This window comes from Streptomyces sp. PU-14G (assembly GCF_041028275.1).
Lineage (GTDB): Bacteria > Actinomycetota > Actinomycetes > Streptomycetales > Streptomycetaceae > Streptomyces.
On the sequence record NZ_JASKYT010000041.1, the window covers coordinates 1 to 26056 of the forward strand.

Consider the following 26056-nt stretch of genomic DNA (forward strand, 5'->3'; position numbering starts at 1 on the left):
GGGCGGGCGCCGGCACCGCCAGGGGCGGACTGTCGGCGGCGTGTCGGTGGTTTGTCGGTGGCACCTGGCACATTGACTGACATGACGAGCGAGAAGACGACGAACGCGGTCGAGGTCCGCGGCCTGGTCAAGCACTTCGGGGAGACGAAGGCCGTCGACGGCATCGACCTCGACGTGCGCGAGGGCACGGTCATGGGGGTCCTCGGCCCGAACGGGGCGGGCAAGACGACGCTGGTGCGGATGCTGTCCACGCTGCTGCAGCCGGACGCCGGCACGGCGATGGTCGCGGGGTACGACGTGGTGCGCCAGCCCCGTCAACTGCGCCGCACGATCGGCCTCACCGGGCAGTACGCCTCGGTGGACGAGAAGCTGTCCGGCTGGGAGAACCTCTACATGATCGGGCGCCTGCTCGATCTGCCCCGCTCCGAGGCGCGCACGCGCGCCGACGAGCTGCTGGAGCGGTTCTCCCTCACCGAGGCGGCCCGGCGCCCCGCGAGCAAGTACAGCGGCGGCATGCGCCGCAGGCTCGACCTGGCGGCGTCCATGATCGGCCGGCCGAAGGTGCTCTACCTCGACGAGCCCACCACAGGTCTCGACCCGCGCACCCGCAACGAGGTGTGGGAAGAGGTGCAGAACATCGTGGCCGAAGGCAACACGGTGCTGCTCACGACGCAGTACATGGAGGAGGCCGAGCAGCTCGCCAGCGAGCTGACGGTCGTGGACCGCGGCCGGGTCATCGCCGAGGGCCGGGTGCCCGAGCTGAAGGCGAAGGTGGGTGGCCGCACGCTGGAGATCCGTCCCGCCGATCCGGGCGAGCTGACGCGGATGGTCGGCGCCCTCGCGCAAGCGGGTCTGGACGGGGTGGCGGGTGCCACTGCCGACGAGGCCCAGGGCGTGGTGAGCGTCCCGATCGTCAGCGACGAACAGCTGACCGCCGTGGTGGGGCTGCTGGGGACGCGCGGTTTCGCGATCGCCGACATCGCCACCCACCTGCCCAGCCTGGACGAGGTGTTCCTGGCGCTCACCGGCCAGAAGGCCACCCACAACGACGACGAGAACGCACTCGAGGAGGTCGCGGCGTGAGTACCGCCACCATCAAGGCACCCGAATCCGGGAAAACCCCCGCGGGGCCCGGCACGGGACCGGAGCAGGTGAAGCCGGGAGCGGACGACGGACGGATCGGGCTGCGGGCCAATCTGCGGCACATCGGCGCGCTGGTGCGCCGCTGCGCCCTGCAGATCAAGCAGGACCCGGAGTCGATGATGGACGCCCTGCTGATGCCCATCGTCTTCACCCTGCTGTTCGTCTACGTCTTCGGCGGCGCGATCGGCGGCGGGGGCGGCGGCGCCAGCCGGGACCAGTACGTGCAGTATCTGATCCCCGGCATGATGGGCATGATGAGCATGTCCATCGCGATGGCGGTGGGTACGGGCATCAACGAGGACTTCCGCAAGGGAGTGATGGACCGCTTCCGGTCCATGCCGATCGCCCGCTCCTCCGTGCTGATAGCCAAGTCGCTGGTCGAGGTCGGCCGCATGCTGGTGGCCATCGTCGTGCTGCTGGCCGTGGGCCTGCTGTGCGGGTTCGACCTGAACGGGAACTGGCTTGGGATGCTGGGAGCCGTCGGTCTGACGGCGCTGTTCGGCGCGTCCCTGCTGTGGATCTTCATCCTGGTCGGGCTGTCGATGGAGACGGCGCAGGCCGTCCAGGGCATCTCGTTCCTGGTGCTGATGCCGCTGCAGTTCGGCTCCTCGGTGTTCGTCTCGACGGACACGATGCCCGGCTGGCTGGAGGCGTTCACCAAGGTCAATCCGTTGACGCATGTCGCCGACTCCGCCCGGGGGCTGATGCTGGGCGAGGGCGCGGTGGCAGGCCCCGTGATGTGGACGGTGATCTGGGCGGTGGGGCTCACCCTCGTCACGGCGCCGTTCGCCATCGCGAAGTTCCGGAAGAAGGTCTGAGGCGTGGCCTGGCGGCACCCTCCGTCAGGCACCGCCCTCCGTCAGGCCCCCTGGACCAGGGCGACGGCCTCCTCGAGAGTGAGGCCGCCGCCCTCGGTGTGGCTTACGGCGTACTCCTCGGGCGTCAGCATCGCCCGTACCGCCTCCTCGGCGGCCTGCCGTGACTCGCGCTCGACGGGGTGCAGAAACTGCCTTCTGGGCAGGTCGGAACAGGCGTCGTAGGCGCCCAGCAGCCGACCCGCCTCCGTGCCCCGGCCGAGCGCTGCCAGCGCCCGCACGGCCGTCACGAGCTGGGTGAGTGTCAGATGCGGTGTGACCGCGTCCGCCATCGCGTCGCGGGTCTTGCCGATGGACGTCCTCAGCTTGGCCAGGGCTTCGGCCGGCTCGCCCGCCACGACGTACCCCCAGGCGAGCATGGACTGCACCATTCCGGCGAAGAGCTGCGGCGCCCTGTCCTCGAACTCCCGCTCCAGCGGCTCCAGCAGCGCACGGGCCGCCTCCGGCTCCCCCGTGCGGATCAGGTGGACCGCCAGCTGGATCGACGCGAAGTTGGGCCCATCCCCTCCGACGCGTTCGGCCTCCTCGACCGCCTCCCGCATCAGCCGTTCGCCCTCGGCGACCAGCTCGGGGCCCGCCAGCTCCACGAGTACGGAGCCGAGCCGGGACTTCAGGTGCGGCACCTGGCTGTGCGCGCCCAGCTCCTGAGCGCGGGAGATGGCCAGCCGGTAGTCGGTCGCCGCCTGGACGAACTCGCCGCGTGCGCTGAGCGCTTCGGCCCGGCCCGACAGCGCCTCCGCCTCACCCCAGGCGTCCCCGAGCCTGCGGAAGATCTCCAGGCTCTCGTCCGCGTCGGCGCCGGACGTCTCCCAGGCGCCCGGGCGGTCGCTGGTGATCTTCGAGCGCAGCTGGAGCGCGAAGCCCAGCTCCCACTCGTAGCCCAGGTCGCGGCAGCCCTGGACGTGCGCGTCGGCGACCTCGTGGAGCGCCTCGTGGTGGCCGCTCATGAGCCAGGCGAACAGCCACATGCAGCCGGGGAGGCGGCAGACCTGCGGCATCCCGGGGGTGTAGGCGCGCGTGATGTTGACCAACTCGGCCTGCCGCTCGGGGCTCTGCAGCCGTTCGACACCGTCCTCGGCGTCGGCCAGCACCATCAGCCGCACCCCGCGTCTGGCCTCCCACAGCTGTTCCTCGCTCATGGGCGGCGGATCGTGCGTGGCCGACTCGTGCAGCGGCGGCACCGGGCGCGGCGGGTCGGTGAAGGGGCCGGGGCCCAGGCGCGAGGCGGCTTCCCCCCAGGCGCGGGAGTCGGCGCGGTGCCCGCGCAGCTGCCAGAACCAGCCCATGGACAGCACCAGGCACAGCGCCTCCTGCTCCTCGCCGGCGGCGACGGCACGGCGCAGCGCGGTGCGGATGTTGTCGTGCTCGCGCTCCAGCCGGTCCAGCCAGACCGCCTGCCGGGGTCCGCGCAGGAGCGGCTCGGCGGTGCGGGCCAGCTCGCGGTAGGCGACCAGGTGGCGGGCCTCGGCCCGCTCCCGCTCGCCGGGCAGGGCTTCGAGCTTCTCGGCGGCGTACTCCGCGACGGTCTCCAGCAGCCGGTACCGCATCCCGGTCGTCCGGCCGTCGCCGGGCACGGCGACCACCAGCGACTTGTCGACAAGGGAACCCAGCAGTGCGGCGGTGTCAGCGCCCGCGCCGCCCTCCCGTGCGGCCCCGCACACCTCCTCGACCTGTTCCAGCTCGCAGCCGCCCGCGAAGACCGACAGCCGCCGCAGCACCGTGCGTTCGGGCTCCTCCAGCAGTTCCCAGGACCAGTCGACGACCGCGCGCAGGGTCTGCTGCCGGGGCAGGACGGTACGGCTTCCGCTGGTCAGCAGCCGGAACCGGTCGTCGAGGCGCCGGGCGAGCTGGCCGGGGGTGAGCGAGCGCAGCCGGGCCGCGGCCAGCTCGATCGCCAACGGCAGCCCGTCGAGGCGGTGGCAGATCTCCGCGCACGCCTCGGGTTCTTCGTCCGTGCTGAACCCCTCACGCGCACGGGCACCCCGGTCGGCCAGCAGCCGCAGCGCGACATGCTCGGGCAGCGGCCCGACGGGCCGCACCGACTCCCCCGGCACGCCCAGCGGTTCGCGGCTGGTGGCGAGCACGGTCACGCCGGGGCACTCCACGAGCAGCGTCTCGACGACTCGCGCCGCCGCGTCGATGACGTGCTCGCAGTTGTCCAGCACCAGCAGCATGCGGCGGGCCGCACAGTGCTCGACGAGCTGGGCCAGGGGGTCGCCGGCCGTGCGGTCGGTCGCCGCGTGCAGACTCTCGGCGGTGGAGCCGATCAGGACGGTCTCCCGGCCGCCGAGCGCGGTCAGGACGGCCTCGGCGACCTGCCCGGGCCCGTTCCGCCCCCGCACGGACGCCAGTTCGGCCACCCACACGCCGTCCTTCCACGCGCCGCGCCGGTCCGCGCCGGTGCGGGCGGCCGTCTCCAGCGACAGGCGGGTCTTCCCCGCGCCGCCGGGCCCGGTGAGCGTCACCAGCCGCGCGCAGCCGAGCTCCGCCCCGAGGGCGCCGATCTCCTCCTCGCGCCCGACGAAGGAGGTCAGCCGGGTACGCAGGTTGCCGACGGGCCGGACGGCAGCGGGCCGGTGCCCCGGGGACGCAGGCGGAGTCGGAGGCGGGGACGCAGGCGAAAGCGCAGGCGGAGGCGGCGCGGGGTCGTCGGCGGCCAGCAGCGTCGCGTGCAGCGCGCGGAGTTCGGGGCCCGGGCCGGCGCCCAGGCGGTCGGCGAGCCGGGCGCGGACGGTCTCGTACGACGCCAGGGCCTCGGCGGTGCGGCCCGCGCCGTGCAGGGCGCGCAGCAGCAGAGCCTGGAGCGACTCGTCCAGGGGATGCCCGGCGGCCAGCTCGCGCGCGCCGGGCAGCACCGTCTCGGCCTGGTCGAGGGCGAGCGCGGCCCGCACCCGGTCGCGGCGCGCGGTCAGTTCGCGGTCCGCCGCCCGTACCGCGGCGGGCCCTCCCCCGTCGGGCAGGTCGGCCAGCGCAGGCCCGCCGCACAGCGCGAGGGCGTCGTCGAGCAGCGCCGCGGCCTTGACCGGATCGCCGTCCGCGAGCGCCTCCGCGCCCTCGGTGGCCAGGCGTTCGAACCGGAAGAGGTCGACGTCGTCGCGCGTCACCGCCAGCCGGTAGCCGCCCTCCACCGAGACGACCGCGTCCCGCCCCAACGACCTGCGCACCCTGCCCACGAGCGCCTGGACGGCGGCCGTCTCCTCCGCGGGGGCGTCCTCGTCCTCCGCCCACACGGCGGCGGCCAGTTGCCCGGTACGTACGGGCCGTCCTCCCGCCAGGGCCAGCGCGGTCAGCAGCGCACGCAGCCGCGCCCCACCGACCGGCACGGCCGTGCCGTCCTCGCGGAGAACCTGCGTGGTACCCAGAACGCGGTAGAGGTAGCGCACCCCCACATACTGCCACCGGGCGGACAGGTGTCCGACGGCAGCCGCCCGCCAGCCGCCCGCCTGGGCACCGGGCTGCTCGCAGCCGCCCCTCCCGGGACGGGGGGCGCCCGGGAAGGCCTCCCCACCGCGCCGGCCCGGCGACGCCGTAGGGGCGGTTTCGCCCGGTATGCGGCAGGGCACTCGACGCCCGTACGTACGCACACGTACGCGCGCACGCTTATGCGCACGCGCTCACGCACGCGCACAGGCGCATTGCCCAGCGGAGGTACCCCGGATGCCCGCTCGCGAGGAGCTGCCCTCGACGCTCCGCCGTTCCCCGGACAGCGCCCAGCGCACCTGGGCGAAGGCGCACGACTCGGCCGTCAAGGAGTACGGCGAGGGCCGGCGCGCCCATCAGACGGCGTACGGCGCGCTGAAACACACGCACGAGAAGGTCGGCGACCACTGGGAACGCAAGAAGGGCGCCCGCAAGGGGCCGTCCGATCCGCAGTCCGCGCGCCCGCGCGGCCGGGGCGGACGCAGCGGTGAGGGCGTCGACGAAGGCGCCCCGAAACAGCACCTGTACGACGTGGCCAAACGGCTCGGGGTGGAGGGCCGCTCGCGGATGACGAAACCGGAGCTGGAAGACGCCATCCGCAAGTCCAACCGGTCGCGGACCCGGCAGGCCCGCTCCGGCTGAACCCGCTCCGGCCGGCTGAGCCCGCTTGGGCCGCTCGCCGGTCATCGGTCGCCGATCGCCGGTCACCGGTCACCGGTCGGGCTGGTCGCGAGTGGCCGTCCCGCCCGGTCGCCGGCCGCCGGTCGTCGTCCCGGACCGGTTGCCACCCCCGCGGGAGCGGCGACCGGTCCGGGACGCGCCGCCGAGGCGGCGTCTCAGGCACGGTGGCAGCTGACCCCGCGGACCCACTTGGGCACGTTGGCGTAACCGGAGACCTGACCCCGCTTGCTCGTGCAGACCATCCGGTAGTGCGTGCGGCGGCTCTCGATCACGAAAGCGTCCCGGATGTGGCCGTGGCGAGGCGTACGCACCGCACGGCAGTCGCCGCTCCCCACGCCCGCGCCCCGGTCGTGCTCCACCCGGTCGCACATGTAGCCGCGGTGCGGCAGGCGGCTGCCCGACCCGGGCCCTTCGTCGGCCGCGGACGCCGCCGCCGGCAGTACGCCCACCAGAGAGGTCACCGCCGCCGCGACCACCGTCAGCGCCCGCACGCGGCGCGCCGCCTTCCACTTCGTCATGGAACTGTCCTTTCGGCCTGCCCTGCCCGCTGCACCGTCCTGGCGCGCTTCGGGGCATGCGCGCCCCCGCACGCTGCCGCGCGGGGTGCACATGTGAGAGACCAGCGACATTCCACCGCCGGGACGTCTCCTGACCGCAGGTCACCCGCCCGGCGAGCCGACACCACCCTCACGGCCCACGGAGACGGCCCATGACGGCTCAGGGTGACATCCGGGCCGCCGCGGCCTGCCGCAGCGCACCCAGCGCGGCCCGGATCGCCGGGCGGTGGGACACGCCGGCGCGGGTGAGGGCGAACAGGTGGCGGGTGGGCGTCGGTTCCAGCGGGCGGAGCACCACGCCGTCGGGCAGCGGGCCACGCCCCAGGCGCGGCAGGAGGGCGATCCCCAGACCGGCGGCCACCAGAGCGGCCTGCGTCGCGAACTCGGCGACCTGGTAGGCGACGTCCGGCTCCTGCCCGGCAGCGCGCAACGTGGTGTGGAGCCAGTCGTGGCAGACCGTGCCGGGCGGCTGGCACACCCAGCGCCGGCCCGCCAGGTCCGCCGTGACCAACGCGGCACGCTCGGCCATCTCGTGCCCGGCCGGAAGCAGGACGTCGCAGTGGTCGTCGCCCAGCGGTGTCCTGCGCACCCCCTCGGGCGCCGACGCCGGTGCCACGTCCCAGTCGTGGGCGAGCGCGAGATCGACCTCGCCACGCGCCACCAGGCCGACCGACAGGTGCGGGTCGACCTCCGACATCCGCAGGTCGAGGTCGGGATGGTCGGCACACAGCCGGGCCAGGACGGCGGGCATCAGGCCGCGCGCCCCGCTGGGGAAGGCCGCCAGCCGCAGCCTGCCCGCCGGGCGGCCTCTGCGCTCCTCCAGCGCCACCTCGGCCCGCTCGGCGAGGGCGAGCATCTCGCCCGCCGTACGGACGAGCAGCAGCGCGTCGTCGGTCAGAGCGATGCCGCGCCCCTGCCGCTCCAGCAGCCTCGTGCCGGTCTCCCGCTCCAGCTTGGCGATCTGCTGGGAGACGGCGGACGGGGTGTAACCGAGCGCCTGCGCGGCCCCGCCGACCGAGCCGTGCGTCCGCACGGCGTGCAGCGCACGCAACCGGGACAGATCGAGCATGACGCACCCTCCGGGGCTCCGACTGCGTGGCGTACCGCCGAGCGTCCACCGCCGCTCCGCGTGTTCGGCACCGCTGGTCTGTGCGGTACCGCTGGCCCGTTGAGCACCGACGGACCGTTCAGCAACCGTTCAGCACTCATGGACTGTTCGGCATCCATGGACTGTTCAGTGTCCATGGATTGTTCAGCATTGCTGAATCCAACCATGCACGAAGCCGTGCTGGTGCTGAACGGTCGAGTGCGGTGACGATCGGATCATGCGCCTGTCTCCCCTCCACCTCGCCCTCGCCGTCCTGGTCGCCGCTCTGTGGGGCGTCAACTTCGTCGTCATCGAGATCGGCCTGCGGCACTTCCCACCGCTGCTGTTCTCCGCGCTGCGTTTCCTCCTCGCCGCCCTGCCCGCCGTCTTCTTCGTCCGCCGGCCCCGCGTCGCCCTGCGGTGGGTGGTCGGCGTCGGGCTCTCCCTCGGAGTCGCGAAGTTCGGACTGCTCTTCATCGGCATGGAACACGGCATGCCTGCCGGTCTGTCCTCCCTCGTCCTGCAGGCGCAGGCCGTCTTCACGGCCGTCCTCGCCGCCGCGGCCCTGGGCGAACGGTTGGGCCGCACCCGGCTTCTCGGCATGGCCGTCTCGGTCGCGGGCATCGTGGTCGCCGCCGCCGGCCAGGGCACCGCGGGACCGCTCGGCGCCTTCCTGCTCGTCGTCGCCGCCGCGTTCGCCTGGGGCGTCTCCAACGTGCTGACCCGCAAAGCGGCCCCCGAGGACGCGCTGGCCTGGATGGTGTGGGTCAGCCTCGTACCGCCGCTTCCGCTGATCGCGCTCTCGCTGCTGTTCGAGGGGCCCTCCGCCGACCTCGCCGCCCTGCGCTCCCTGGACGCGGGAGGGGTGGCCGCGCTCGGCTTCGTCGCCTGGATCGCCACCCTGTTCGGCTTCGGAGCCTGGGGCTACCTGCTGCGCCGCTACGACGCCTCCGCGGTCGCCCCCTTCTCCCTCCTGGTCCCCGTGTTCGGCATGACCTCCGCCGCCACGCTCCTGCACGAGGGCATCTCCCCCGTGGACACCGCCGCCGCGGCCCTCCTGATCGGCGGCGTCGTCCTCGTCTCCCTCACCGGCAGCGGGCAGCGCACCCGCCCCGAGACCTGCCGCGTCCGCGCGTAGGGCGGCGCCAGGGAGGTCACCCGCGGACCACGCGCCCGGGGCGCCGCGCGTCCGGCCTCGCGCGCGGGGTTCGCGGGGCCCCCGTACTGCCGGTACGGTCAGGGCCCATGACCAGCGCCTCTCCCCATCCGGAACACCACCGGATCAGCCCGGTCTTCCTCGGGCTCGTCGCGATCATGGCGGTCTCCGGCTGGGCCGTCTGGTACGGCTGGGCGGACGTGACGGGTGTCTCCGTCTTCTTCTTCGTCGTCGCCGGGTGGATCGTCTCCCTGTGCCTCCACGAGTACGCGCACGCACGCACCGCGCTCGGCGCGGGAGACGTCTCGGTCGGCGCGAAGGGCTACCTGACCCTCAACCCGCTGCGCTACACCCACGCGCTGCTCAGCATCGTGCTGCCCGTGGTCTTCGTCATCCTCGGGGGCATCGGTCTCCCCGGCGGGGCCGTCTACATCGAACGCGGCCGCATCCCGGGACGCTGGAAGCACAGCCTCATCTCCGCGTCGGGCCCTGCCACCAACGCGCTGTTCGCCGGGGTGCTCACCGCGCCGTTCTGGCTCCACGGCGTACACGACGTGCCCGTCGCGTTCCGCAGCGCGCTCGCGTTCCTCGCCCTGCTCCAGGTGACGGCCGCACTGCTGAACCTGCTGCCCGTACCGGGGCTGGACGGCTACGGCGTCATCGAACCCTGGCTCTCCCCCGCCGCCCGCAGACAGGCCGAGCCCTTCGCACCCTTCGGACTCCTCATCGTCTTCGGATGCCTGTGGATCCCCCAGGTCAACGACGTCTTCTGGGACGTCGTCGACACCATCCTGCGCGGCATGGGCGTCTCCGAGCTGGAGACGTACCTCGGCCTGGAGTACTTCCGCTTCTGGGAGGGCGAGCCCCAGAACGTGCTGCTTCCCTGAGGCTTTCCCGGGCCCGTCCTCAGCCGGCGCTCTCCGTCGGCGCGGACGGCCGGCGGCGGTGGTAGTACCAGGCCATGTTGGAGGTCAGACCGGCCAGCAGCACCCAGATCGCGCCGAGCCAGCTGCCGTTCGCGAAAGAGACCACGGCGGCGACGACGGCCAGCAGGCACAGGACGGTCGCGTAGAGGGCGAGGCCCCTGGGGGCACGGCGGGCGGGGGCTGACATGGATCGGGCTCCAATGCGAGAAGGGTGTGCGCCCGCCATTCTCCCTCACCCCTCCCGGCGGGCGAGCCGCCGCCCGTACACCACGTCCACGAGAGCCACCACCAGCGCGGCGGCGACGAAGCACAGCGCCGTGAGCAGCCCGTAGTCCAACGCGGTCGCCCAGTTGCGGCTGCTGGCGAGCCAGGCGAAGAAGACGGCACCGACCGCGGCGATCCCGGCGGCGGAGCCGATCCGCTGACCGGTCTGGATGACACCTCCCGCCGCACCGCCCTGCGCGACGGGCACCGACTGGAGGGCGAGGGTCTGGTTGGGGGAGATCACCAGCCCCGAGCCGAGCCCCGAACACAGCATCGGCGCCACCAGGGCCCAGCCGACGGCGCTGTTCTGCACCTCGTGCACGGCGAGGCTCGCGCCGCCGAGCCCGAGCAGCACCAGGGCCAGACCAGCGGCGATCAGGGGGCGCCCGACACGGGTGATGAAACGGCCGCCGACCGCGGCCGAGACCGCGGAGCCGACGGCGAACGGCGTGAGCGTGAGCCCGGCCTGGAGAGCGCTGTAGCGCATCCCGTTCTGCAGGAAGAGCGTGAAAATGAAGAAGATCGTCGTGAAGCCGGCGAAGTAGAGCAGCCCCAGCAGAGCGCCCAACGAGTACGACCGCTCGCTGAACAACCGCAGGTCCACCAGGGGCTCCTTGCCGTGCCGCTGGTACCTGCGCTCCCACCACAGGAAGGTGAGGGCCAGCAGAACGCCGAGCGGGACGAGCAGCCACTTGGTCTGGCCGTGCCACTGCCGTTCCTGCACGAGCGGCAGCATCACGGCGATGACCCCGGCCCCCAGCAGCAGGACACCGACCGGGTCGAGCGTCTGCCGGTGCGCCGTGTCGCCCTCCGCACACGCGGGCGGAACCAGGCGCAGGGCCAGAAGGAAGGCCACGACCCCGATGGGCAGGTTGACGAAGAAGACCCACCGCCAGCCCTCTGCGGCGCCGAAAGCCGCGATGAGCAGACCGCCCAGCAGCGGTCCGACGGCCGTCGAGAGGCCGATCGTGGACCCCAGCATCCCGAACGCCCTGCCGCGCTCGGCACCGCGGAAGAGCTGCTGGATCATGCCGGAGATCTGCGGCATGATCAGGCCGCCCCCGATGCCCTGCACCAGCCGTGCGATCACCAACCACGCGGCCCCCTGGGCGAACCCGCAGGCCATCGAAGCGGCAGTGAACAGGACGAGCCCGCCGAGGAAGGCGGTGCGGCGGCCCAGCGCGTCACCGATCCGCCCCGACGGCACCAGGACGAGCCCGAACGTGAGCGCGTAGCCGGACACGACCCACGAGAGAGCGGACTCGGAGGCACCGAGCCCCTGCTCGATCGCGGGCAGGGCGACGTTCACGATCGAGACGTCCAGCAGCGACATGAAGCCGACCAGCAGGCACACCGACAGCGCCTTCCAACGCCGCGGATCGGGCGTGTAGGCCTGATCCGCGGCGCTCGCCGTCCCCGTCGTCCCACTCGCTCCGGTCCGCCCGGTGGCGGGCGCCGGCTCCTGTCCCATCCGTGCCTCCGTGCCTGCTGGCGGGCGCGCCCCTGTGGCCTGCTGGCGGGCACGCCCCTGTGGCCGGTCACCGCTCACCCCATCATGGGCGGGGCGCGCGGGACCCGCATGTCCGGTCACAGCGGGTTCCCGAACCTCCGCGGCTGATACCTGCCGTGCGCCCGGCGCGCGAGCCCCGCAGGGGCGCGGGGAACTGCGCGACCAGCCACAGCGCACCCGCGGACCGCCACGGACGGCACGCGCCGCGGACAGTGGCACCCTCGCGGGAACAGGACCCGCAGGGGAGAAGTGTCAGCGGCGCGTGTCAGCGGCGCGTGTCAGCGGCGTGCCTGGTCGGCGAGGTGCCGCGTCAGGGCACCGACCCGGTGCCGGGACAGCCGGGTCCGGCCGTCGTCGCCGACCGTGACCACCAGGGCCAGGTCCCCGCCGCCGGCGGTCCGAAGCCGGGCAGCGGCGACGCTGCCGCCGGGGGCGACAACAGGAGCGTCACCGGGCTCGGACTCGCGGACCTCTTCCGCGTACCGGCGCAGCGCGCCCCGCCCCATCCGGGCGTCGTGCTGGATCTGCGGCAGCATGACGTCGACGGCGTCCCCCCGGGCCACCCCCACGGTGAAGAGGCGGGCCCGCTCGGCGCCGACCCGGTAGCCGCAGACGATCAGCGCGCCGTTCGCCCGCGCCAGCGGGGTGTCGAGGCCGTCGGGCAGCTCGCCGTCCACGGATCCGGGCTCCACCCGGTCGACCTCCGCGCCGGCGGCCCGCAGCGCGGCAGGCACGTCGTAGGGCACGGGACAGGTCGTGCCCGGCTCCGCGGCCAGCTTCCGCAGGGTGCCGACACTCAGCGGCGACCTGGTCGGCTTCTTCTCCTCGCCGCCCCCGCTGTCGTCCTTCGTACCGCCGTAACTCGAACAGGCCGCGAGGACGGCCGCCACCACGGCGGCGACCGTCAGACCGCCGCCGGGGATTCTGCGCTTCCCCATCCCACCCGCTACCCGCCCGTGCCCTTGTCCGTGTCCTTGTCCGTGTCCGCGCGCGGCGGCTTCAGATGTCGGTGAGGCGGACGCCCGCGTGCGCCTTGTAGCGGCGGTTGACGGAGATGAGGTTGGCGACCAGCGACTCCACCTGGTGGGCGTTGCGGAGCCGGCCCGCGAAGACGCCGCGCATGCCGGGGATGCGGGCGGCGAGCGCCTGCACGATCTCGCAGTCGGCACGCTTCTCGCCGAGCACCATCACGTCCGTGGCGATCTCCTCCACCTCCGGGTCGGCAAGCAGCACGGCGGACAGGTGGTGGAAGGCGGCGGTGACCCGCGACTCGGGCAGCAGCGCCGCGGCCTGCTCGGCTGCGCTGCCCTCCTCGGGGACGAGCGCGTAGGCGCCCTTCTTGTCGAAACCGAGCGGGTTGACGCAGTCCACGACGAGCTTGCCGCGCAGCTCCTCACGCAGCGACTCGATCGTCTTCGCGTGGCCCTCCCACGGAACGGCGACGATCACGATGTCGGAGCGGCGCGCGCACTCGGCGTTGTCCACGCCCTCGACGCCGTGCCCGATCTCCTCGGCCGCCTGCCGGGCCCGCTCCGCGGCCCGCGACCCGACGGCGACGGCCATGCCGCCCCGGGCCAGCCGGTACGCCAGCCCCCGCCCCTGGTCCCCGGTCCCGCCGAGCACGCCGACGGTCATCCCGGACACATCGGGCAGGTCCCACGGGTCCTTCTTCGGTGCGGTGGTGCCGGCGGCGTCAGAGGCAGCTGCATTCATACGCCGCATACTGCCACCTCTCGCGCCGTGCGCGGCCGACAGCCACCGTGAAGGTGATCACGCCGCCCACCTGCCCGTCATCCGTCCGCACACGACAGCTTCTGCGCGGCCTCGGCCATCACGGCCTGCGCCAACTTCCCGAACGTCTCGTGCGCCCGCTCGGGATCGTCCTCGACTTCCGAGTCGTTCGCGTAGATGTCGATCAGGTACCTGGTGAACGCGGCGTCGTCATCACCGGGCGCCCGAGCACAGTCGAACCCCGCAACGGCCCCCCTCCCCCACGTGGCGACCTCGTACCGGCCGGGATACTTCTTGGGCTTGTCGGCGGGCTTGTGCTCCATGACGGCTTCATACGGGGTGGAGGGCGCCACTTCGTCGTTCGGCTTCACCCATTGCCCAGAGACGTACACCGTGCGCGTGCCATCGACGTAGTAGTAGCACCCTTGTGAAGATGCCACCATGCTTCCCAACCGCACGTATTTGTCGTCTCTCGCGATTCTTTCCCCCGGACCGAACAGCGGAGAATAGTACTTTTCTGGTATGTCCAATCCACAGAGGACATTGGGCACACCGTACGCGCGCTCGGGAGAACCACTGCAGGAAGAAAGAGACACACCAAGAACGACAAGAAGGGCAACGGCTGCAGGACGGCGAAAACCTCTCATCATTTCTCCGCCTACCCTCCCGATGTTCCAGTCGCGTGCGAGCGTGAAGTACCGGCACCGTTCTGGAACCCGGCAACGGACTCCGTTCGCACCCCGTCTACGACGGCTTCCCTGATGTCGGTATCCAAGTGAGCTTCCCGCCCTAGGCGATTCCCCCAGTCTATGTAGAGGTCCCGCAAATTGATTTGCGAGTCAGTAAATTCGTATCGACCCTGCGTTTCGGCCTTTTTAGCCTCCTCAGGCACATCTCTCTTCACCTCTTCCAGAACTGCCTCGCTCAGCCCCTCCTGCGCCCACCCCAACGGCGTGGACACCAGGGCTCCCCCCTGCGCGGGGCCCAGGTTGCCCGTACCCAGACCGACGAATCGGTTGACCCACTTACCGGCTTCGTCCGCCTTCTTGTTGTAGTCCTCAGCCTCACCGACCTCGTCCTCGTACAGACCGTCCGCCTTGGCCTCACTGAGCACCCCGGACACGTAAGCGCCACCGGAGACGGCGTCACCCGCATAGTCGCGGGCGTCGCTCGCATCGGCCCCCGGGGGCATGCTCTGGATTACCTCCTGGAGATGCTCGATGGCGTACATCTGCTGGGAGGACTTCACGACTCCGTAGCCATAGGGGTCGCGGCCGACCTGGTTCAGGTACTCGTGCAACGCTCCCGGATCGAAGTGCGCGGCGTGCCCCCGCACCGGAAGTTCCCTGTCGCCGGTCACCTCTCGCTGCACGTCGCCTGGGTAGTCGGCGATCATCTCCCCGAGAGTCCCGCGGAACTTCTCGAAGTCCTGGTCCTTGGCGATAGGCGACTGACCGCCCTCATCCGGGTCGTAACCGAACACCCGCACGGCCTCTTCCATGACGCCCGCGTTGGCCGCCGAGTGTTTCGGCGTGTCCACACCGGCGACGGCGTCGGGGAGGCGGCCGGTGGCTCCGGCCTTCAGAGCCGCTTCGAAACCGTCGCGGGCGTCAGCGGCGACCTTGTCGCCCTCGTTGCTGGTCGCCGGGCCCAGCGCGGTCCCCGGCGAGTCGAGGAACTTCCAGTCCCTGTCCTGGACGAGGTATTCGAGGCGGTCGTTCTTCTCCGGTTCGCCGTTCGCGGGGTTCGGGTCCGACGCGGGGTTGAGATAACTGGCGGCGGTGTCGGGGTCCTTCGCCATGATGCCGAGGAGACGGTCGAGAGGGTCGTTCTCTCCTTCGGCGCTGCCCGCGTAGTCCCACAGGTGCGGGTCCTTGTCCTCGGCGCTGCGCACGCCGTCCGCCAGATCGTGGAGCACCTGCGGGGAGTAGCCGTCTCCGTGTTCCATCAGGGTCACCAACTCGGGGTAGCCCCGCCAGGAGACCTCGGTCTGCGGCTTGGTTCCGGCCGGTCCGAAGGTCTGTGTACGTTCCTTCGGGCCGAACTCGCGCATGTCGTCGCGCCATCTGTCGTAGAAGGCGCCGTCCTCGCTCTTGAGCCAGGCGCGGTACTTCTTCGCGTACTCCGGCTGACTGGCGTCCAGCGCCTTCCCGTTGCCGTCGCGGAAGACCGGGACTCTGGTCGCTGTCGCCAACGAGGTGGCGAGGTCGTCCCGCATCCCGGAGAACTGCCGGCTTCCCCGGTCGTTGCCGTCCGCCAGGGTGTTGAGGTGGTGCGCGGCGTCGACCAGTCCGCCCGGTCCGAGAGAGTCGAGCATCGTGCGCGCGAACTTCTTGTCCTCGGAGTGGGCCCGGAGCAGGACTCCGAGCTCGTGGCGTTGCCTCGCGGTGAGTCCGCCGCCGTCCTTGGCGGAGTCGAGGCGGTCGGTGAGGTCGGCGGCACGCCTGGCCGTGTACGTCTCGACGTCCCCGACGGCCGCGCTGTTGAAACCGCCGTCCTCGCCCTTGCCGTCCTTGTCGGTGGCGGCGGCCTTGAGGGTGAGCATGTTCTCGTAGTCCACGTCGTCGACGTGTTGGACCGCGTCCCTGATACGGCCGTTCCACTTGGTTTCCTCGTCCGCCCTGCCGGGGTCGCGCAGGGCGCTTTGCGCCTCGTCGCTCGTCATGCCGCTGGTGTCGAGGTTGCACTTGCCGTAGGCGTCGACTTTCATGCCGCCCTCGTTGACGGCTTGGTCGCGGACCTTCTTCAGGTGCTCCCGGGCTTCGATGAGCCGGTTGTGGCAGTCGTCCAGCAGGTCTGCGATCTTCCCCGCCTGCTTCTTGGCCGCGGCGAACTCGTGCGCAGTGATCTTCGACGACTTCCAGAACGCGTCCGCGGACTCCCCTGACCAGCCCTTGAGCTTTTTCCTGATGTTGCCGTGGTAGGCGTCGTGGAAGATGTCGCAGCGGTCCCTCAGGATGCGCCAGTTCTTGGCTGTTTCGGTGAGGGAGGAGAAGTCGGCGTTCATGATGTCGTGGTAGGTCAGTTCCACGTTGTCCGCCTCACAGGTCGTCGAGTCGGCTGCCGTGCACCGGCTCGAGAGCCTCGTTGAGGCTGCGGACCCGATCGGCCTCCGTGACCTCGAAGGCGGTCTTCGTGCCGTACAGGGCGTTCATCTCGCCGTGGAGCCGGTGGGAGATCTTCTGCCACGCCTCGCCCCAGCGCTCCAGGCAGAAGTCGAGCCCTTTGCGGGTGTCCCAGCCGCGCAGTACGCCGGGCGTGGTGTTGCTGCTGCCGAAGACGCTGGTCGAGGCGAGTGTCGCCTTGCCGCCCTCGTAGGTGGCCGCCGGGCCGAGGTCCTCTTTGATGAACTTGGCCGCGGCTGCCTTGTCGGAGGGCGTCACGACCAGGTCCGCCCCGCCCTCGCCCCCTGTCGGCGGGCTCTCGGCCCCGTTGAGCCGCATGGCGGTTTCTCGCGCGCGGGACCATTCCTGTTCGAAGGACACGCCTTCCCCCCTGTCGTCGGCGAACTCGATCCCCCGTGTTCGCGCACCGCGGGCTGTGTCCGCGTCGGTGCGTACCGTGACGAGGGGCGACCTTACAGTCCCCAGGACGTCTGGCGTCAACCGTCGCGGTCAGGGGCTTGCGGACTACAGCGCTCCGGCGCGGGCCGCCACGTGGCGTTGGCGGGCCGTCTCGTAGAGGACGGCCGTGGCGGCGTTGGCGGCGTTGAGGGAACTGGCGGCGCCGTGCATGGGGATGCGTACGGTGCGGTCGCAGCGCTCGCGCCAGGCGTTGCTGAGACCGGTGGTCTCGTTGCCGATCAGCAGGAGGGTCGGTCCTGTCAGGTCGGTGTCGAAGAGGAGGTCGTCGCCTGCTTCGTCGGTGCCGACGAGGGTGATGTCGTGGTCTTCCCGCCAGGCGTCGAGGTCGCGGGGTGAGGGGACGCGGACCGCGGGGAGGGAGAAGAGGGACCCGGTGGAGGCGCGGACGGATTTGGGGTCGTAGACGTCGGCGGCGTGGCCGGTGACGACGAGGCCGTCGGCGCCGAAGGCGTCGGCGGAGCGGATGAGGGTGCCGATGTTGCCGGGACTCGTGGGGCGGTCGAAGAGGACGCCGAGGAAGGAGGGGCCGACGGGGATGCGGGTGAGGTCGTCGCCGGGCATGCGGGCGACGGCGACCAGTTCGGCGTCGCCGTCCTCGCGTTCGCTCAGTTCGGCCAGGAGCTCGGGGGCCATGGCGACGCGGTCGCCGGGCACGTCGGGCGCGTCGAGGAGGGAGCGCGCCCAGTCGGTCAGGCGGCGGCCCGCCGGGTACAGCAGGGCGGTGAGCGGCCAGCCGTGTTCGACGGCCAGCCTGAGGGGGCGCACGCCCTGGACGAGGAACTCCCCACCGCGCTGCCGCTTGGTGCGGTTGGCCAGGAGGGCGTGCCACTGCTGGAAGCGGGCGTTGCGGGTCGTGATCCGCACGGTGTGCATGCGGGGAGCGTAGCCGTCGGCCGACGGCTCGCTCACAGGGGCGGGCGCGCGGCACAGGGCGGCAGTTGGCTCACGTGGGCGGGCGCGGACGTGCGTGGCCGTCGGCCGGCGGCCCGTCGCGGCGTGGCCGTCGGCCGGCGGCCCGTCGCGGCGAGCGCGCGTACACGGGCGCACGCAGGCGGCCCCCGGCGCGCGGGCGGCCCCCGGCGCGTGCGGGGCAGGCGCGCGCCGGGCGCCGGGCAGGCGCGTGCGGCAGGCGCGCGCGAGCGCGCAGGGGCGGGCGCGCGGCACAGGGTGGTGGCCGGCTCAGGTGGGGGTGGTGAGGTCTCCGACCGGGATGCGGCGGAAGGTCAGCGTCTCGTAGGCGCTGTCCTCGCCCGTCTCGTAGAGGAGGCCGACGGTGTGCTCGTCCGCCCGTACGAGGTCGCTGTAGGCGGCCCGCCGTTCGTCCACGGCGTGGGCCTCGCGCCAACTGGCGCCGCCGTCGGTGCTGGCGCGTACCGCCATGCGGTGGCGGGTCAGCGGGTTGGACGGTGCGGAGAAGAGGAGGACGTCGGGGTCGCCCAGGTGCAGGACGCTGCCTTGCACGACGGGGGTGGTGAGGCCGTCCTGGGGGGCGAAGGGCGCGGTCAGTGTCGCGCCGCCGTCGGTGGAGCGGGCGTCGGCGCGGTGGGCGGGGAGGCGGGAGTCGTTGCGGGTGTTGAAGTAGACGGTGCCGTCGGCCAGTTCGGCGGCGGTCGTCTCGTTCACGTTGATGCGGCCGTCGGGGTCGTCGTCGCGGTAGCCGATCCGCCAGGTGGCGCCGCCGTCGTCGCTGAGCAGGTCGTGGCCGCCGTTGTAGCGGCCTTCGGTGCCGTCGTCACCCGGTGCGGTGGGCGGGGTGGAGTGGTTGGCGGCGACGACGATCCGGCCGGCCGAGGCGCCGGCCGCCAGGTGGAGGGCGTGTCCTGGCGTGGTGGCGTACCAGCGCCAGGCGGGGTCCTTGACGGCGCCGGTGATCTCGCGGGGAGCGCCCCAGCCGCGTCCGCCGTCCTCGCTGTACTGGAGCCAGACGCGGCGGCCGTCCTGTTCTGCGACCTCGCCGCGGCGGATGCGTTCTTCCGTGGCGTGGGCCGCGGCGCGGACGTGGACGAGCAGGACGCGGCCGTCGTGGAGGGTGACGGGGGCGGGGTTGCCGGCGGTGCCGTCGCCGTTGGTGGCGGCGGCGGTGAGCGGGCCCCAGGTGCGACCGCCGTCGGTGGAGCGTTTGAGGACGATGTCGATGTTGCCGCTGTCGTCGGCCGAGTCGGCCCGTCCTTCGGCGAAGGCGAGGAGGGCACCGTCGGGTGCTCTCACGAGTGCGGGGATCCGGAAGCTGGCGTAGCCCTCGCTTCCGGCGCGGAACGGTACGGAAGTCTCGTACGGCATCGAGTGACCCCAACTGCCAGAGGTAGGACGTCCCTTGTCTTGTGGTGAAGGTAGGCACACAGCGGGGAGCCGTCAAGAAGAGGGTGTGCCGGTCCATAAACGTCGGGTGCACCATGTGGAGATCTTGAGACGGCTGGGCCCTCAAGTGGCCAGCGGCCTCTCCCGCGTGTTCTGCTCTTCGCACAGTCGGGCGGAACCGCTGCTACCGGTTTCGGATGTGCCCGTTTTTCCAGGCCTGTCCTGGCCCGGCTGATGAGCGCCCCGAGCGGTTATTCACGCCGCCTGGGGTGATTCCCCCTCATAAAACCGGAAGCAATGAAGGGAAACGCATTCATGCGTCACCACATCGAGACCGCCGAGCTTGCCGACGCCGAGCTGGACGCCGTCTCCGGCGGCATCCTCAACGAGGCCGTGAGCGAGGCCGGCGCGACCGTCGGCGGCGTGGAAGGCCTGGTCGGCAACACCGTCAACGGTGTCAGCACCGACGGCCTGCCCAGCGTCGGCGTCACCCTGGGCGCCCAGTCCTGAGCGAGCCGCCCGGCGAAATAAAGGTGTCATCGGCTGACATACGCCTGTCACTGACCGACACCTTCACCGCGTCGTACCCGAACCGCTCGTCATTCCGGTGACGCGGGCCCGAACCATAAGCCCCGGACTTCGCTCCGGGGCTTATGTGTTACGGTCATGCGCCGTTGTCGCCCGCCCTGTGGCCGACTTCGGTGAAACAGTGAAGGAAAGGTGACGTGGAGTTCCGGAAAAAGGCGCTGGCAAAACTGCAGTCGCCCGAAGAACTCGACGTTCCGGTGCGTTTCGCACGGCCGCAGGGGCTGCTTCTCCTCCTCGTCACGCTTCTCGTCATGGCGGCCGGCTGCGTGTGGGCGGTCACCGGCACGGTCTCCTCCAAGCTGACCGCGCCCGGCGTGCTCACCCACGCGGAGGGCGGCTACGTGCTGCAGAGCCCGGTCGCCGGGCAGGTGACCGCCGTGCACGTGAGGGAGGGCGAGACGGTCGCGGACGGTGTGCCCGTGGTGAGCGTGCGGACCGACCGCGGGGTGCGGGCCGTGCGCACGGTGGCGCGTGGCCGTGTCACCTCGCTGGCCGCCGAGATCGGTTCGGTCGTCACCACAGGCGCGGACGTGGCCGCCGTCGAGCGGGTCAAGAGCGACGACGACCCCCTCGTCGCGATGCTCTACGTCCCCGCCGACAAGGGCGCGGCCCTTCCGGTGGGAGCCACCGTCGACCTGAGTGTCGGCTCGGCGCCCGCCGACCGGTTCGGGCAACTGCGCGGCACCGTCAAGGCCGTCGGGCGCGTGCCCCGCACCGCCCAGCAGATCCGCGGCTTCCTGGGCGACCGGGAACTCGCCGAGCGGTTCACCCGCGACGGCAAGCCCCGCGCCGTGCTGGTCTCCCTGACACGCTCGTCGGCTACCCGGTCGGGTTATGCCTGGTCCCGCGACGACGGGCCGCCCTTCACACTCGAGACGGCGACGCCGGTCAGGGGCGCCGTCCACCTCGCCGCGCAGCGGCCCGTCGACTGGCTGCTGCCGTGACCGGCCCGCCCCGGACGCCCGGGCCCCGCGCCGGAGAGCAGGACCGCGACCGCGACCGCGACCCGCGGCGCAGCCGGCGCCGCAACGAGCACCGGGCCCGCCCCGCGGCCAAGGCGCCCGGTCCGGGGGCGCGCAGGAGTGTCCGTACGCCCACGGTGCTCCAGATGGAGGCCGTCGAGTGCGGCGCCGCGGCACTGGCCATGGTGCTCGGCCACTACGGGCGCCATGTGCCGCTGGAGGAGCTGCGGATCGCCTGCGGCGTCTCCCGGGACGGCTCCCGGGCGAGCAGCCTGCTGAAGGCGGCGCGCGGGTACGGGCTGACGGCCAAGGGCATGCAGATGGAGCCCGCGGCGCTGGCCGAGGTGCGGGCCCCCGCCGTGCTGTTCTGGGAGTTCAACCACTACGTCGTCTTCGACGGGATGGGCCGCCGCTTCGGCCGCCGCGGCGTGCACATCAACGATCCGGCGCGCGGACGCCGCTTCGTGCCGATGGAGGAGTTCGACAGCGCGTTCACCGGAGTGGTGCTCACCTTCGCGCCGGGCGAGTCCTTTCGCCGGGGCGGCCGGAAGCCGGGCGTCCTGGGTGCCGTGCCCGCGCGGCTGCGCGGCACGTCGGGGGCGATGCTGGCCGCGGTGGTGGCCAGTTTCCTGCTGGTGGTCGTCGGCGCGGCGGTGCCCGCGCTGAGCCGTACGTACATCGACACCTTCGTCTTCGCCGGGCGGGACTCGCTGCTGGGCGTGCTGTTCGCCGTGATGGGCGCGGCCCTCGTACTGACGGCGGTGCTCACCGGGCTCCAGCAGGGCAACCTGCTGCGGGCGCGGCTGATCTCCTCGACGCTGACCAGCGCGCGCTTCCTGCGGCACCTGCTGCGGCTGCCCGTGACGTTCTTCGCGCAGCGCAACCCGGCCGACCTGGTGCAGCGCCTCCAGTCCAACGACACGGTGGCCGAGACCCTGGCCAGGGATCTGGCGGCGGCGGGCGTGGACGCGGTGGTCGTGATCGCGTACGCGGTGCTGCTGTGGACCTACGACCCCCAACTGACGCTGATCGGCGTCGGGGTCGCGCTGCTGAACGTCGTCGCCATGCGGGTCGTGATCAGGCTGCGCGCGACGGGGACGCAGAAGCTGCGCGCCGACCGGGCGAAGCTCACCAACACCTCCTACAGCGGTCTCCAGCTCATCGAGACGATGAAGGCGACCGGCGGCGAGGCGGGGCACTTCCGCCGCTGGGCGGGGCAGCACGCCACCACCCTCGACGTGCAGCAGCGGCTGGGGGTGCCCAGCGCGGCGCTCGCCGTCGTGGCGCCGACGCTGGCCGCACTCAACAGCGCCGCGATCCTGCTGATCGGCGGAACGCGCGCGGTGGACGGTGCGATCACGGCGGGCCTGCTGGTGGCCTTCCAGGCGCTGGTCACCAGCTTCACCGCGCCGCTGACCCGGCTGAACGCGGTGGCGGGCCGCATCCAGGACTTCGCCGCCGACGTCACCCGCCTCAAGGACGTCGAGACGTTCCCCGCCGACCCTCTCTACACGCGCCGCGAACCGCCCGCCGGCACCCGGCGGCTGGCCGGGCACGTGACGCTGGAGAACGTCACCTTCGGCTACAACCCGCTCGACAAGCCGCTGCTGACCGGGCTTTCGCTGGCGGTCGGCCCTGGCAGGCAGCTCGCGCTCGTCGGCGGTTCCGGCAGCGGCAAGTCCACCGTCTCGCGCCTGCTGGCCGGGCTGTACACGCCGTGGGAGGGCGCCATCCGCATCGACGGGCAGCGCCTGGAGGACCTGCCGCGCGGCTCGCTGGCCGCCTCCGTCTCCTTCGTCGACCAGGACGTGTTCCTCTTCGAGGGCACGGTGCGCGACAACGTGGCGCTGTGGGACCCGTCCCTGAGCGACGAGGCGGTGCAGGCCGCGCTGCGGGACGCCGCGCTCTACGAGGACGTCGCGCGGCGGCCCGGGGGCGTCCACAGCCGCGTCGAGCAGGACGGCCGCAACTTCTCCGGCGGGCAGCGCCAGCGGCTGGAGATCGCCCGCGCCCTGGTGCGCCGCCCCAGCGTGCTCGTACTGGACGAGGTGACCAGCGCGCTGGACGCCGAGACCGAGGCCGTCATCATCGACAACCTGCGCCGCCGCGGCTGCGCCTGCGTCGTGATCGCCCACCGGCTGAGCACCGTGCGCGACAGCGACGAGATCGTGGTGCTCGAACGGGGCGCCGTCGCCGAGCGGGGGCGCCACGAGGAACTGCTGGCCGCCCAGGGGCCGTACGCGCAACTCGTGCGGGAGCACTGAGTCCGACCCAGGAACCGAGGTACCAGGTGACGTACGCACAGCAGGTCGCCCCCGCGGCCGACGTGGTGCTCTCGCACTTCGCGGGGCTCGGCACGGCGGTGTGGCACACGCCCGGCAGCGGCATGCCGCTGGAGGGGCCGCACGTGCTGTGGCTGGTGGCCGAGGGGGCGATGGACGTCTTCGCGGTGGACGCGGACAGGGACGGGCACTGGCACTTTCTGGGCAGGCTCCAGGCGGGCACGCTGCTGCTCGGCCCGGTCCAGGGCCCGCGCCACACCCTGGTGGGGCGGCCGGTGCGCGGCGGGGTGCTGCGCCGGATACCGCTGCGGGAGCTGGCCTGGGACGGGTACGCGGACCCGTGGGCGCAGCAGGGCGGCTACGCCGGGACTGCCGGGCAGTGGCCGGCGCAGCAGGTGCTCGGGCCGCTGGAGGACGCGTTCGCGCGAGGCGTCGGGCGGAGCCTGCGGGTGCTGTTCGAGGCGCCGTTGGACGGGCAGCCCCAGCAGGGTTCCCCCTACGCAGCGCAGTACGGCGGCGCCGGGGGCGACGAGGACATCCTGTGGATGCCGCTGGCACCCGGCAGCGTGCGCTACGGCACGGACGCCACCGAGTTCCTGATCGACGGACCGACCTGGCAGCACATGGTCGACCAGTTGACGCGGCTGCTGCTGACACTGGACCGCTGGATCGAGCGGCTGGAGCGCGCCCACGAGGACCGCACGGCCGCCGGTATCGAGGCGGGCGAGGCCGTGCGCGAGGAGGCCGACCAGGCGCTGCTCGCCTCACTCGGCGGCACAGGCCGTGACCAGGGCGGTGCGGGCGGCAGCGGTGGGGACGACGCCGTGGTGGCCGTCTGCCGGGCCGTCGCCGAGGCCGCGGGGGTCACGCTGCACGTCCCCGACGACGGCCTGCCTTCCCAGGAGCGTACGGATCCCGTCGAACGGCTGGCGCACCACTCGCGGTTGCGCACCCGTCCCGTGCGGCTCACGGGCACCTGGTGGAAGCAGAACGCGGGGCCGCTGGTGGGGCGGCGGGCGGCCAGCGGCGCCCCGGTCGCGCTGCTGTGGCGGCGCGGCCGGTACGAGGCGGTGCAGCCGGGCAGCGGCAGCCGGTGGCGGATCGGCAGTCGGAACGCGGCCACGCTCGCACCCCGGGCGCAGATGTTCTACCGTCCGCTGCCCGAGGAGCCGCTGCCCGCACGGCGGCTGCTGCGCTTCGCGCTGCACGGCGCCCGCGGCGACCTGCTGACCCTCGTGGCGTGCGGTCTGGTGGCCGTCGGCCTCGGCGCGCTGGTGCCGGTGGCCACCGGGCAGGTGCTCGGCGTGTACGTGCCGAACGCGGAGAAGGGGCTCATCGCGCAGGCCGCGGCGGCGCTCGTGGGCACGACGGTGATGGCCGCGGCGTTCATGCTGGTGCAGAACACGGCACTGCTGCGCCTCGAGGGGCGGATCGAGGCCTCCTTGCAGCCGGCCGTGTGGGACCGGCTGCTGCGGCTGCCGACCCGGTTCTTCGCGGAGCGCTCCACCGGGGAGCTGGCCAGCGCGGCGCTGGGCGTCAGCGCGATCCGGCGGGTGCTGTCGGGCATCAGCTCCGTCGTGGTGCAGTCGGGCACGGTGGCCGCGGTCAACCTGGTGCTGCTGCTGGTCCACAGCGTGCCGCTGGCGCTGATGGCGCTGGGTGTGCTGGCCGTCATCGCGGCGGTGTTCGCGGGCCTCGGGCTGTGGCAGCTGCGCTGGCAGCGGCAGTTGGTGACGTTGAACAACAAGCTCAACAACCGGGCCTTCCAGACGCTGCGCGGGCTGCCGAAGCTGCGCGTCGCGGCGGCCGAGTCGTTCGCGTACGCCGCATGGGCCACCGACTTCGCGCGCAGCCGCGAGCTCCAGCGGCGGGTGGGCCGCATCCGCAACCTCAGCACCGTCGTCAACGCGGTCTACCTGCCGCTGGCGATGCTGCTGCTGTTCGTGCTGCTGGCAGGCCCTGCCCGGGGCGCCCTGGACCCCAGCGGGTTCCTCACCTTCACCACGGCCATGACGATGATGCTCACCTCCGTCACGCAGCTGACCAACGCGCTGATCTCGGCCGCCGCCACGCTGCCGATGTACGAGCAGCTCAAGCCCGTCCTCCGGGAGGCGCCCGAGGTGCGCGGCGGCAGCGTGCGGCCGGGTGAGCTGAGCGGGTCGATCGAGGCCCGCGAGGTGTCCTTCCGCTACACCGAGGACGGGCCGCTGGTGCTGGACGGGGTCTCCATGCGGGTGCGGCCCGGCGAGTTCGTCGCCGTCGTCGGACCCAGCGGCTGCGGCAAGTCGACGCTGCTGCGGATGCTGATCGGCTTCGAGCGTCCCACCGCGGGCGAGGTGCGCTACGACGGGCAGGACTTGGCCGCCCTCGATCAGGCGGCGGTGCGGCGCCAGTGCGGGGTCGTGCTGCAGAACGCGCAGCCGCACGCGGGCTCCATCCTGGAGTGCGTCTGCGGCGCCGAGACCTATCCGCTGGAGGAGGTGTGGGAGGCGGCGCGGATGGCGGGGGTGGCCGACGACATCAAGGCCATGCCGATGGGCCTGCACACCGTGCTGTCCGACGGCGGCGGCACCGTCTCCGGCGGCCAGCGGCAGCGTCTGATGATCGCCCAGGCGCTGGTGCGGCGTCCCCGCGTGCTGTTCTTCGACGAGGCGACCAGCGCGCTGGACAACGAGACCCAGCGGGTGGTGGCCGAGTCCACCCGTGCCCTGCGGGCCACCCGGGTGGTGATCGCCCACCGGCTGTCCACCGTCATGGACGCCGACCGCGTCCTGGTGATGTCCGAGGGGCGCGTGGTGCAGGAGGGCACTCCTGCCGCTCTCCTCGCCGACACCGCGGGTCCCTTCCACGACCTGGTGCGGCGCCAGAGGTACTGAGACCCAGAGGTAGGGAGACGTCGCCGAGTCGTCACCCCCTGAGGAGGTGACGGTCTGACACATGCCCCAGGGGCGCCCGGCCCCTGTGCCGCGATGCCGGTTTCCGGGACGCGGGC

21 protein-coding genes are annotated in these 26056 nt (G+C 72.5%); 9 read left to right on the forward strand and 12 right to left on the reverse strand.

The annotated features are described in order from the left end of the window. Positions 1-81 precede the first annotated feature (81 nt). Both AB8Z75_RS07695 and AB8Z75_RS07700 read left to right on the forward strand, forming a co-directional pair. A complete protein-coding gene (locus tag AB8Z75_RS07695) occupies positions 82-1083 on the forward strand; it encodes an ATP-binding cassette domain-containing protein (RefSeq protein WP_369200640.1) in 1002 nt (333 codons plus the stop codon). A 68-nt stretch (positions 1084-1151) separates the two neighbouring features. Next, positions 1152-1961, forward strand: a complete 810-nt coding sequence (locus AB8Z75_RS07700) for an ABC transporter permease (RefSeq protein WP_369200663.1) — start codon at positions 1152-1154, stop codon at positions 1959-1961. 41 nt (positions 1962-2002) lie between these two features. On the opposite strand, the gene AB8Z75_RS07705 is transcribed toward AB8Z75_RS07700, so the two are convergent. Next, the gene (locus tag AB8Z75_RS07705; RefSeq protein ID WP_369200641.1) at positions 2003-5407 is read right to left on the reverse strand and encodes a BTAD domain-containing putative transcriptional regulator; all 3405 of its coding nucleotides are present in this window, start codon (positions 5405-5407) and stop codon (positions 2003-2005) included. 268 nt (positions 5408-5675) lie between these two features. Here AB8Z75_RS07705 and AB8Z75_RS07710 point away from each other — a divergent pair, with 268 nt between their 5' ends. Next, entirely contained in the window at positions 5676-6080 is a 405-nt protein-coding gene (locus tag AB8Z75_RS07710) for a ChaB family protein (protein WP_369200642.1), read from the forward strand. A 194-nt stretch (positions 6081-6274) separates the two neighbouring features. Here the strand turns inward: AB8Z75_RS07710 and AB8Z75_RS07715 are convergent, their stop codons facing one another. Continuing rightward, positions 6275-6637, reverse strand: a complete 363-nt coding sequence (locus AB8Z75_RS07715) for a hypothetical protein (RefSeq protein WP_369200643.1) — start codon at positions 6635-6637, stop codon at positions 6275-6277. A gap of 199 nt (positions 6638-6836) precedes the next feature. After that, on the reverse strand, positions 6837-7745 hold the full coding sequence (locus AB8Z75_RS07720) for a LysR family transcriptional regulator (RefSeq protein ID WP_369200644.1): 909 nt from the start codon (positions 7743-7745) through the stop codon (positions 6837-6839). Positions 7746-8007: 262 nt separating this feature from the next. Between AB8Z75_RS07720 and AB8Z75_RS07725 the strand changes: the two genes are divergently transcribed. Together AB8Z75_RS07725 and AB8Z75_RS07730 are read left to right on the forward strand one after the other, a co-directional pair. Continuing rightward, positions 8008-8901: an EamA family transporter gene (locus AB8Z75_RS07725; protein WP_369200664.1), complete on the forward strand. Its 894-nt coding sequence runs from the start codon at positions 8008-8010 to the stop codon at positions 8899-8901. Positions 8902-9008: 107 nt separating this feature from the next. After that, positions 9009-9806, forward strand: a complete 798-nt coding sequence (locus tag AB8Z75_RS07730; protein ID WP_369200645.1) for a site-2 protease family protein — start codon at positions 9009-9011, stop codon at positions 9804-9806. 19 nt (positions 9807-9825) lie between these two features. On the opposite strand, the gene AB8Z75_RS07735 is transcribed toward AB8Z75_RS07730, so the two are convergent. From AB8Z75_RS07735 to AB8Z75_RS07775, 9 genes are all read right to left on the reverse strand, one after another. Beyond that, the gene (locus tag AB8Z75_RS07735) at positions 9826-10032 is read right to left on the reverse strand and encodes a hypothetical protein (RefSeq protein ID WP_369200646.1); all 207 of its coding nucleotides are present in this window, start codon (positions 10030-10032) and stop codon (positions 9826-9828) included. 45 nt (positions 10033-10077) lie between these two features. Then, positions 10078-11580, reverse strand: a complete 1503-nt coding sequence (locus AB8Z75_RS07740; protein WP_369200647.1) for an MFS transporter — start codon at positions 11578-11580, stop codon at positions 10078-10080. Positions 11581-11897: 317 nt separating this feature from the next. Then, positions 11898-12557: a hypothetical protein gene (locus AB8Z75_RS07745; RefSeq protein ID WP_369200648.1), complete on the reverse strand. Its 660-nt coding sequence runs from the start codon at positions 12555-12557 to the stop codon at positions 11898-11900. Between the two features lie 61 nt (positions 12558-12618). Next, a complete protein-coding gene (npdG, locus tag AB8Z75_RS07750; RefSeq protein ID WP_369200649.1) occupies positions 12619-13341 on the reverse strand; it encodes an NADPH-dependent F420 reductase in 723 nt (240 codons plus the stop codon). 68 nt (positions 13342-13409) lie between these two features. After that, the gene (locus tag AB8Z75_RS07755) at positions 13410-13673 is read right to left on the reverse strand and encodes a hypothetical protein (protein WP_369200650.1); all 264 of its coding nucleotides are present in this window, start codon (positions 13671-13673) and stop codon (positions 13410-13412) included. 335 nt (positions 13674-14008) lie between these two features. Continuing rightward, positions 14009-16381 carry a DUF6571 family protein gene (locus AB8Z75_RS07760; protein ID WP_369200651.1) on the reverse strand — a complete coding sequence of 791 codons (2373 nt, stop codon included), beginning with the start codon at positions 16379-16381 and terminating at the stop codon, positions 14009-14011. A gap of 10 nt (positions 16382-16391) precedes the next feature. Beyond that, complete coding sequence (locus AB8Z75_RS07765; protein WP_369200652.1) at positions 16392-16793, reverse strand: hypothetical protein; 402 nt, start codon at positions 16791-16793, stop codon at positions 16392-16394. A gap of 186 nt (positions 16794-16979) precedes the next feature. Continuing rightward, entirely contained in the window at positions 16980-17807 is an 828-nt protein-coding gene (locus tag AB8Z75_RS07770; protein ID WP_369200653.1) for a TrmH family RNA methyltransferase, read from the reverse strand. Between the two features lie 306 nt (positions 17808-18113). Beyond that, positions 18114-19214: an exo-alpha-sialidase gene (locus AB8Z75_RS07775; RefSeq protein WP_369200654.1), complete on the reverse strand. Its 1101-nt coding sequence runs from the start codon at positions 19212-19214 to the stop codon at positions 18114-18116. 333 nt (positions 19215-19547) lie between these two features. On the opposite strand from AB8Z75_RS07775, the gene AB8Z75_RS07780 reads away from it, so the two are divergent. From AB8Z75_RS07780 to AB8Z75_RS07795, 4 genes are all read left to right on the forward strand, one after another. Continuing rightward, positions 19548-19742 carry a hypothetical protein gene (locus AB8Z75_RS07780; RefSeq protein WP_242750764.1) on the forward strand — a complete coding sequence of 65 codons (195 nt, stop codon included), beginning with the start codon at positions 19548-19550 and terminating at the stop codon, positions 19740-19742. Between the two features lie 215 nt (positions 19743-19957). Beyond that, entirely contained in the window at positions 19958-20764 is an 807-nt protein-coding gene (locus AB8Z75_RS07785; RefSeq protein WP_369200655.1) for an HlyD family efflux transporter periplasmic adaptor subunit, read from the forward strand. Between the two features lie 164 nt (positions 20765-20928). Next, a complete protein-coding gene (locus tag AB8Z75_RS07790) occupies positions 20929-23046 on the forward strand; it encodes an NHLP family bacteriocin export ABC transporter peptidase/permease/ATPase subunit (protein ID WP_369200665.1) in 2118 nt (705 codons plus the stop codon). Positions 23047-23108: 62 nt separating this feature from the next. After that, positions 23109-25940, forward strand: a complete 2832-nt coding sequence (locus tag AB8Z75_RS07795) for an NHLP bacteriocin export ABC transporter permease/ATPase subunit (protein WP_369200666.1) — start codon at positions 23109-23111, stop codon at positions 25938-25940. The last annotated feature ends 116 nt before the right edge of the window (positions 25941-26056 follow it).

Excerpts from the sequence above, each read along its gene's own strand:
- AB8Z75_RS07695 (WP_369200640.1), top strand. The coding sequence starts at position 82 with ATGACGAGCGAGAAGACGACGAACGCGGTCGAGGTCCGCGGCCTGGTC.
- AB8Z75_RS07720 (WP_369200644.1), bottom strand. The coding sequence starts at position 7,745 with ATGCTCGATCTGTCCCGGTTGCGTGCGCTGCACGCCGTGCGGACGCAC.
- AB8Z75_RS07710 (WP_369200642.1), top strand. The coding sequence starts at position 5,676 with ATGCCCGCTCGCGAGGAGCTGCCCTCGACGCTCCGCCGTTCCCCGGAC.
- AB8Z75_RS07790 (WP_369200665.1), top strand. The coding sequence starts at position 20,929 with ATGGAGGCCGTCGAGTGCGGCGCCGCGGCACTGGCCATGGTGCTCGGC.
- AB8Z75_RS07745 (WP_369200648.1), bottom strand. The coding sequence starts at position 12,557 with ATGGGGAAGCGCAGAATCCCCGGCGGCGGTCTGACGGTCGCCGCCGTG.
- AB8Z75_RS07765 (WP_369200652.1), bottom strand. The coding sequence starts at position 16,793 with ATGCGGCTCAACGGGGCCGAGAGCCCGCCGACAGGGGGCGAGGGCGGG.
- AB8Z75_RS07775 (WP_369200654.1), bottom strand. The coding sequence starts at position 19,214 with ATGCCGTACGAGACTTCCGTACCGTTCCGCGCCGGAAGCGAGGGCTAC.
- npdG (WP_369200649.1), bottom strand. The coding sequence starts at position 13,341 with ATGCGGCGTATGAATGCAGCTGCCTCTGACGCCGCCGGCACCACCGCA.
- AB8Z75_RS07715 (WP_369200643.1), bottom strand. The coding sequence starts at position 6,637 with ATGACGAAGTGGAAGGCGGCGCGCCGCGTGCGGGCGCTGACGGTGGTC.
- AB8Z75_RS07755 (WP_369200650.1), bottom strand. The coding sequence starts at position 13,673 with ATGGAGCACAAGCCCGCCGACAAGCCCAAGAAGTATCCCGGCCGGTAC.
- AB8Z75_RS07780 (WP_242750764.1), top strand. The coding sequence starts at position 19,548 with ATGCGTCACCACATCGAGACCGCCGAGCTTGCCGACGCCGAGCTGGAC.
- AB8Z75_RS07740 (WP_369200647.1), bottom strand. The coding sequence starts at position 11,580 with ATGGGACAGGAGCCGGCGCCCGCCACCGGGCGGACCGGAGCGAGTGGG.
- AB8Z75_RS07735 (WP_369200646.1), bottom strand. The coding sequence starts at position 10,032 with ATGTCAGCCCCCGCCCGCCGTGCCCCCAGGGGCCTCGCCCTCTACGCG.
- AB8Z75_RS07770 (WP_369200653.1), bottom strand. The coding sequence starts at position 17,807 with ATGCACACCGTGCGGATCACGACCCGCAACGCCCGCTTCCAGCAGTGG.
- AB8Z75_RS07730 (WP_369200645.1), top strand. The coding sequence starts at position 9,009 with ATGACCAGCGCCTCTCCCCATCCGGAACACCACCGGATCAGCCCGGTC.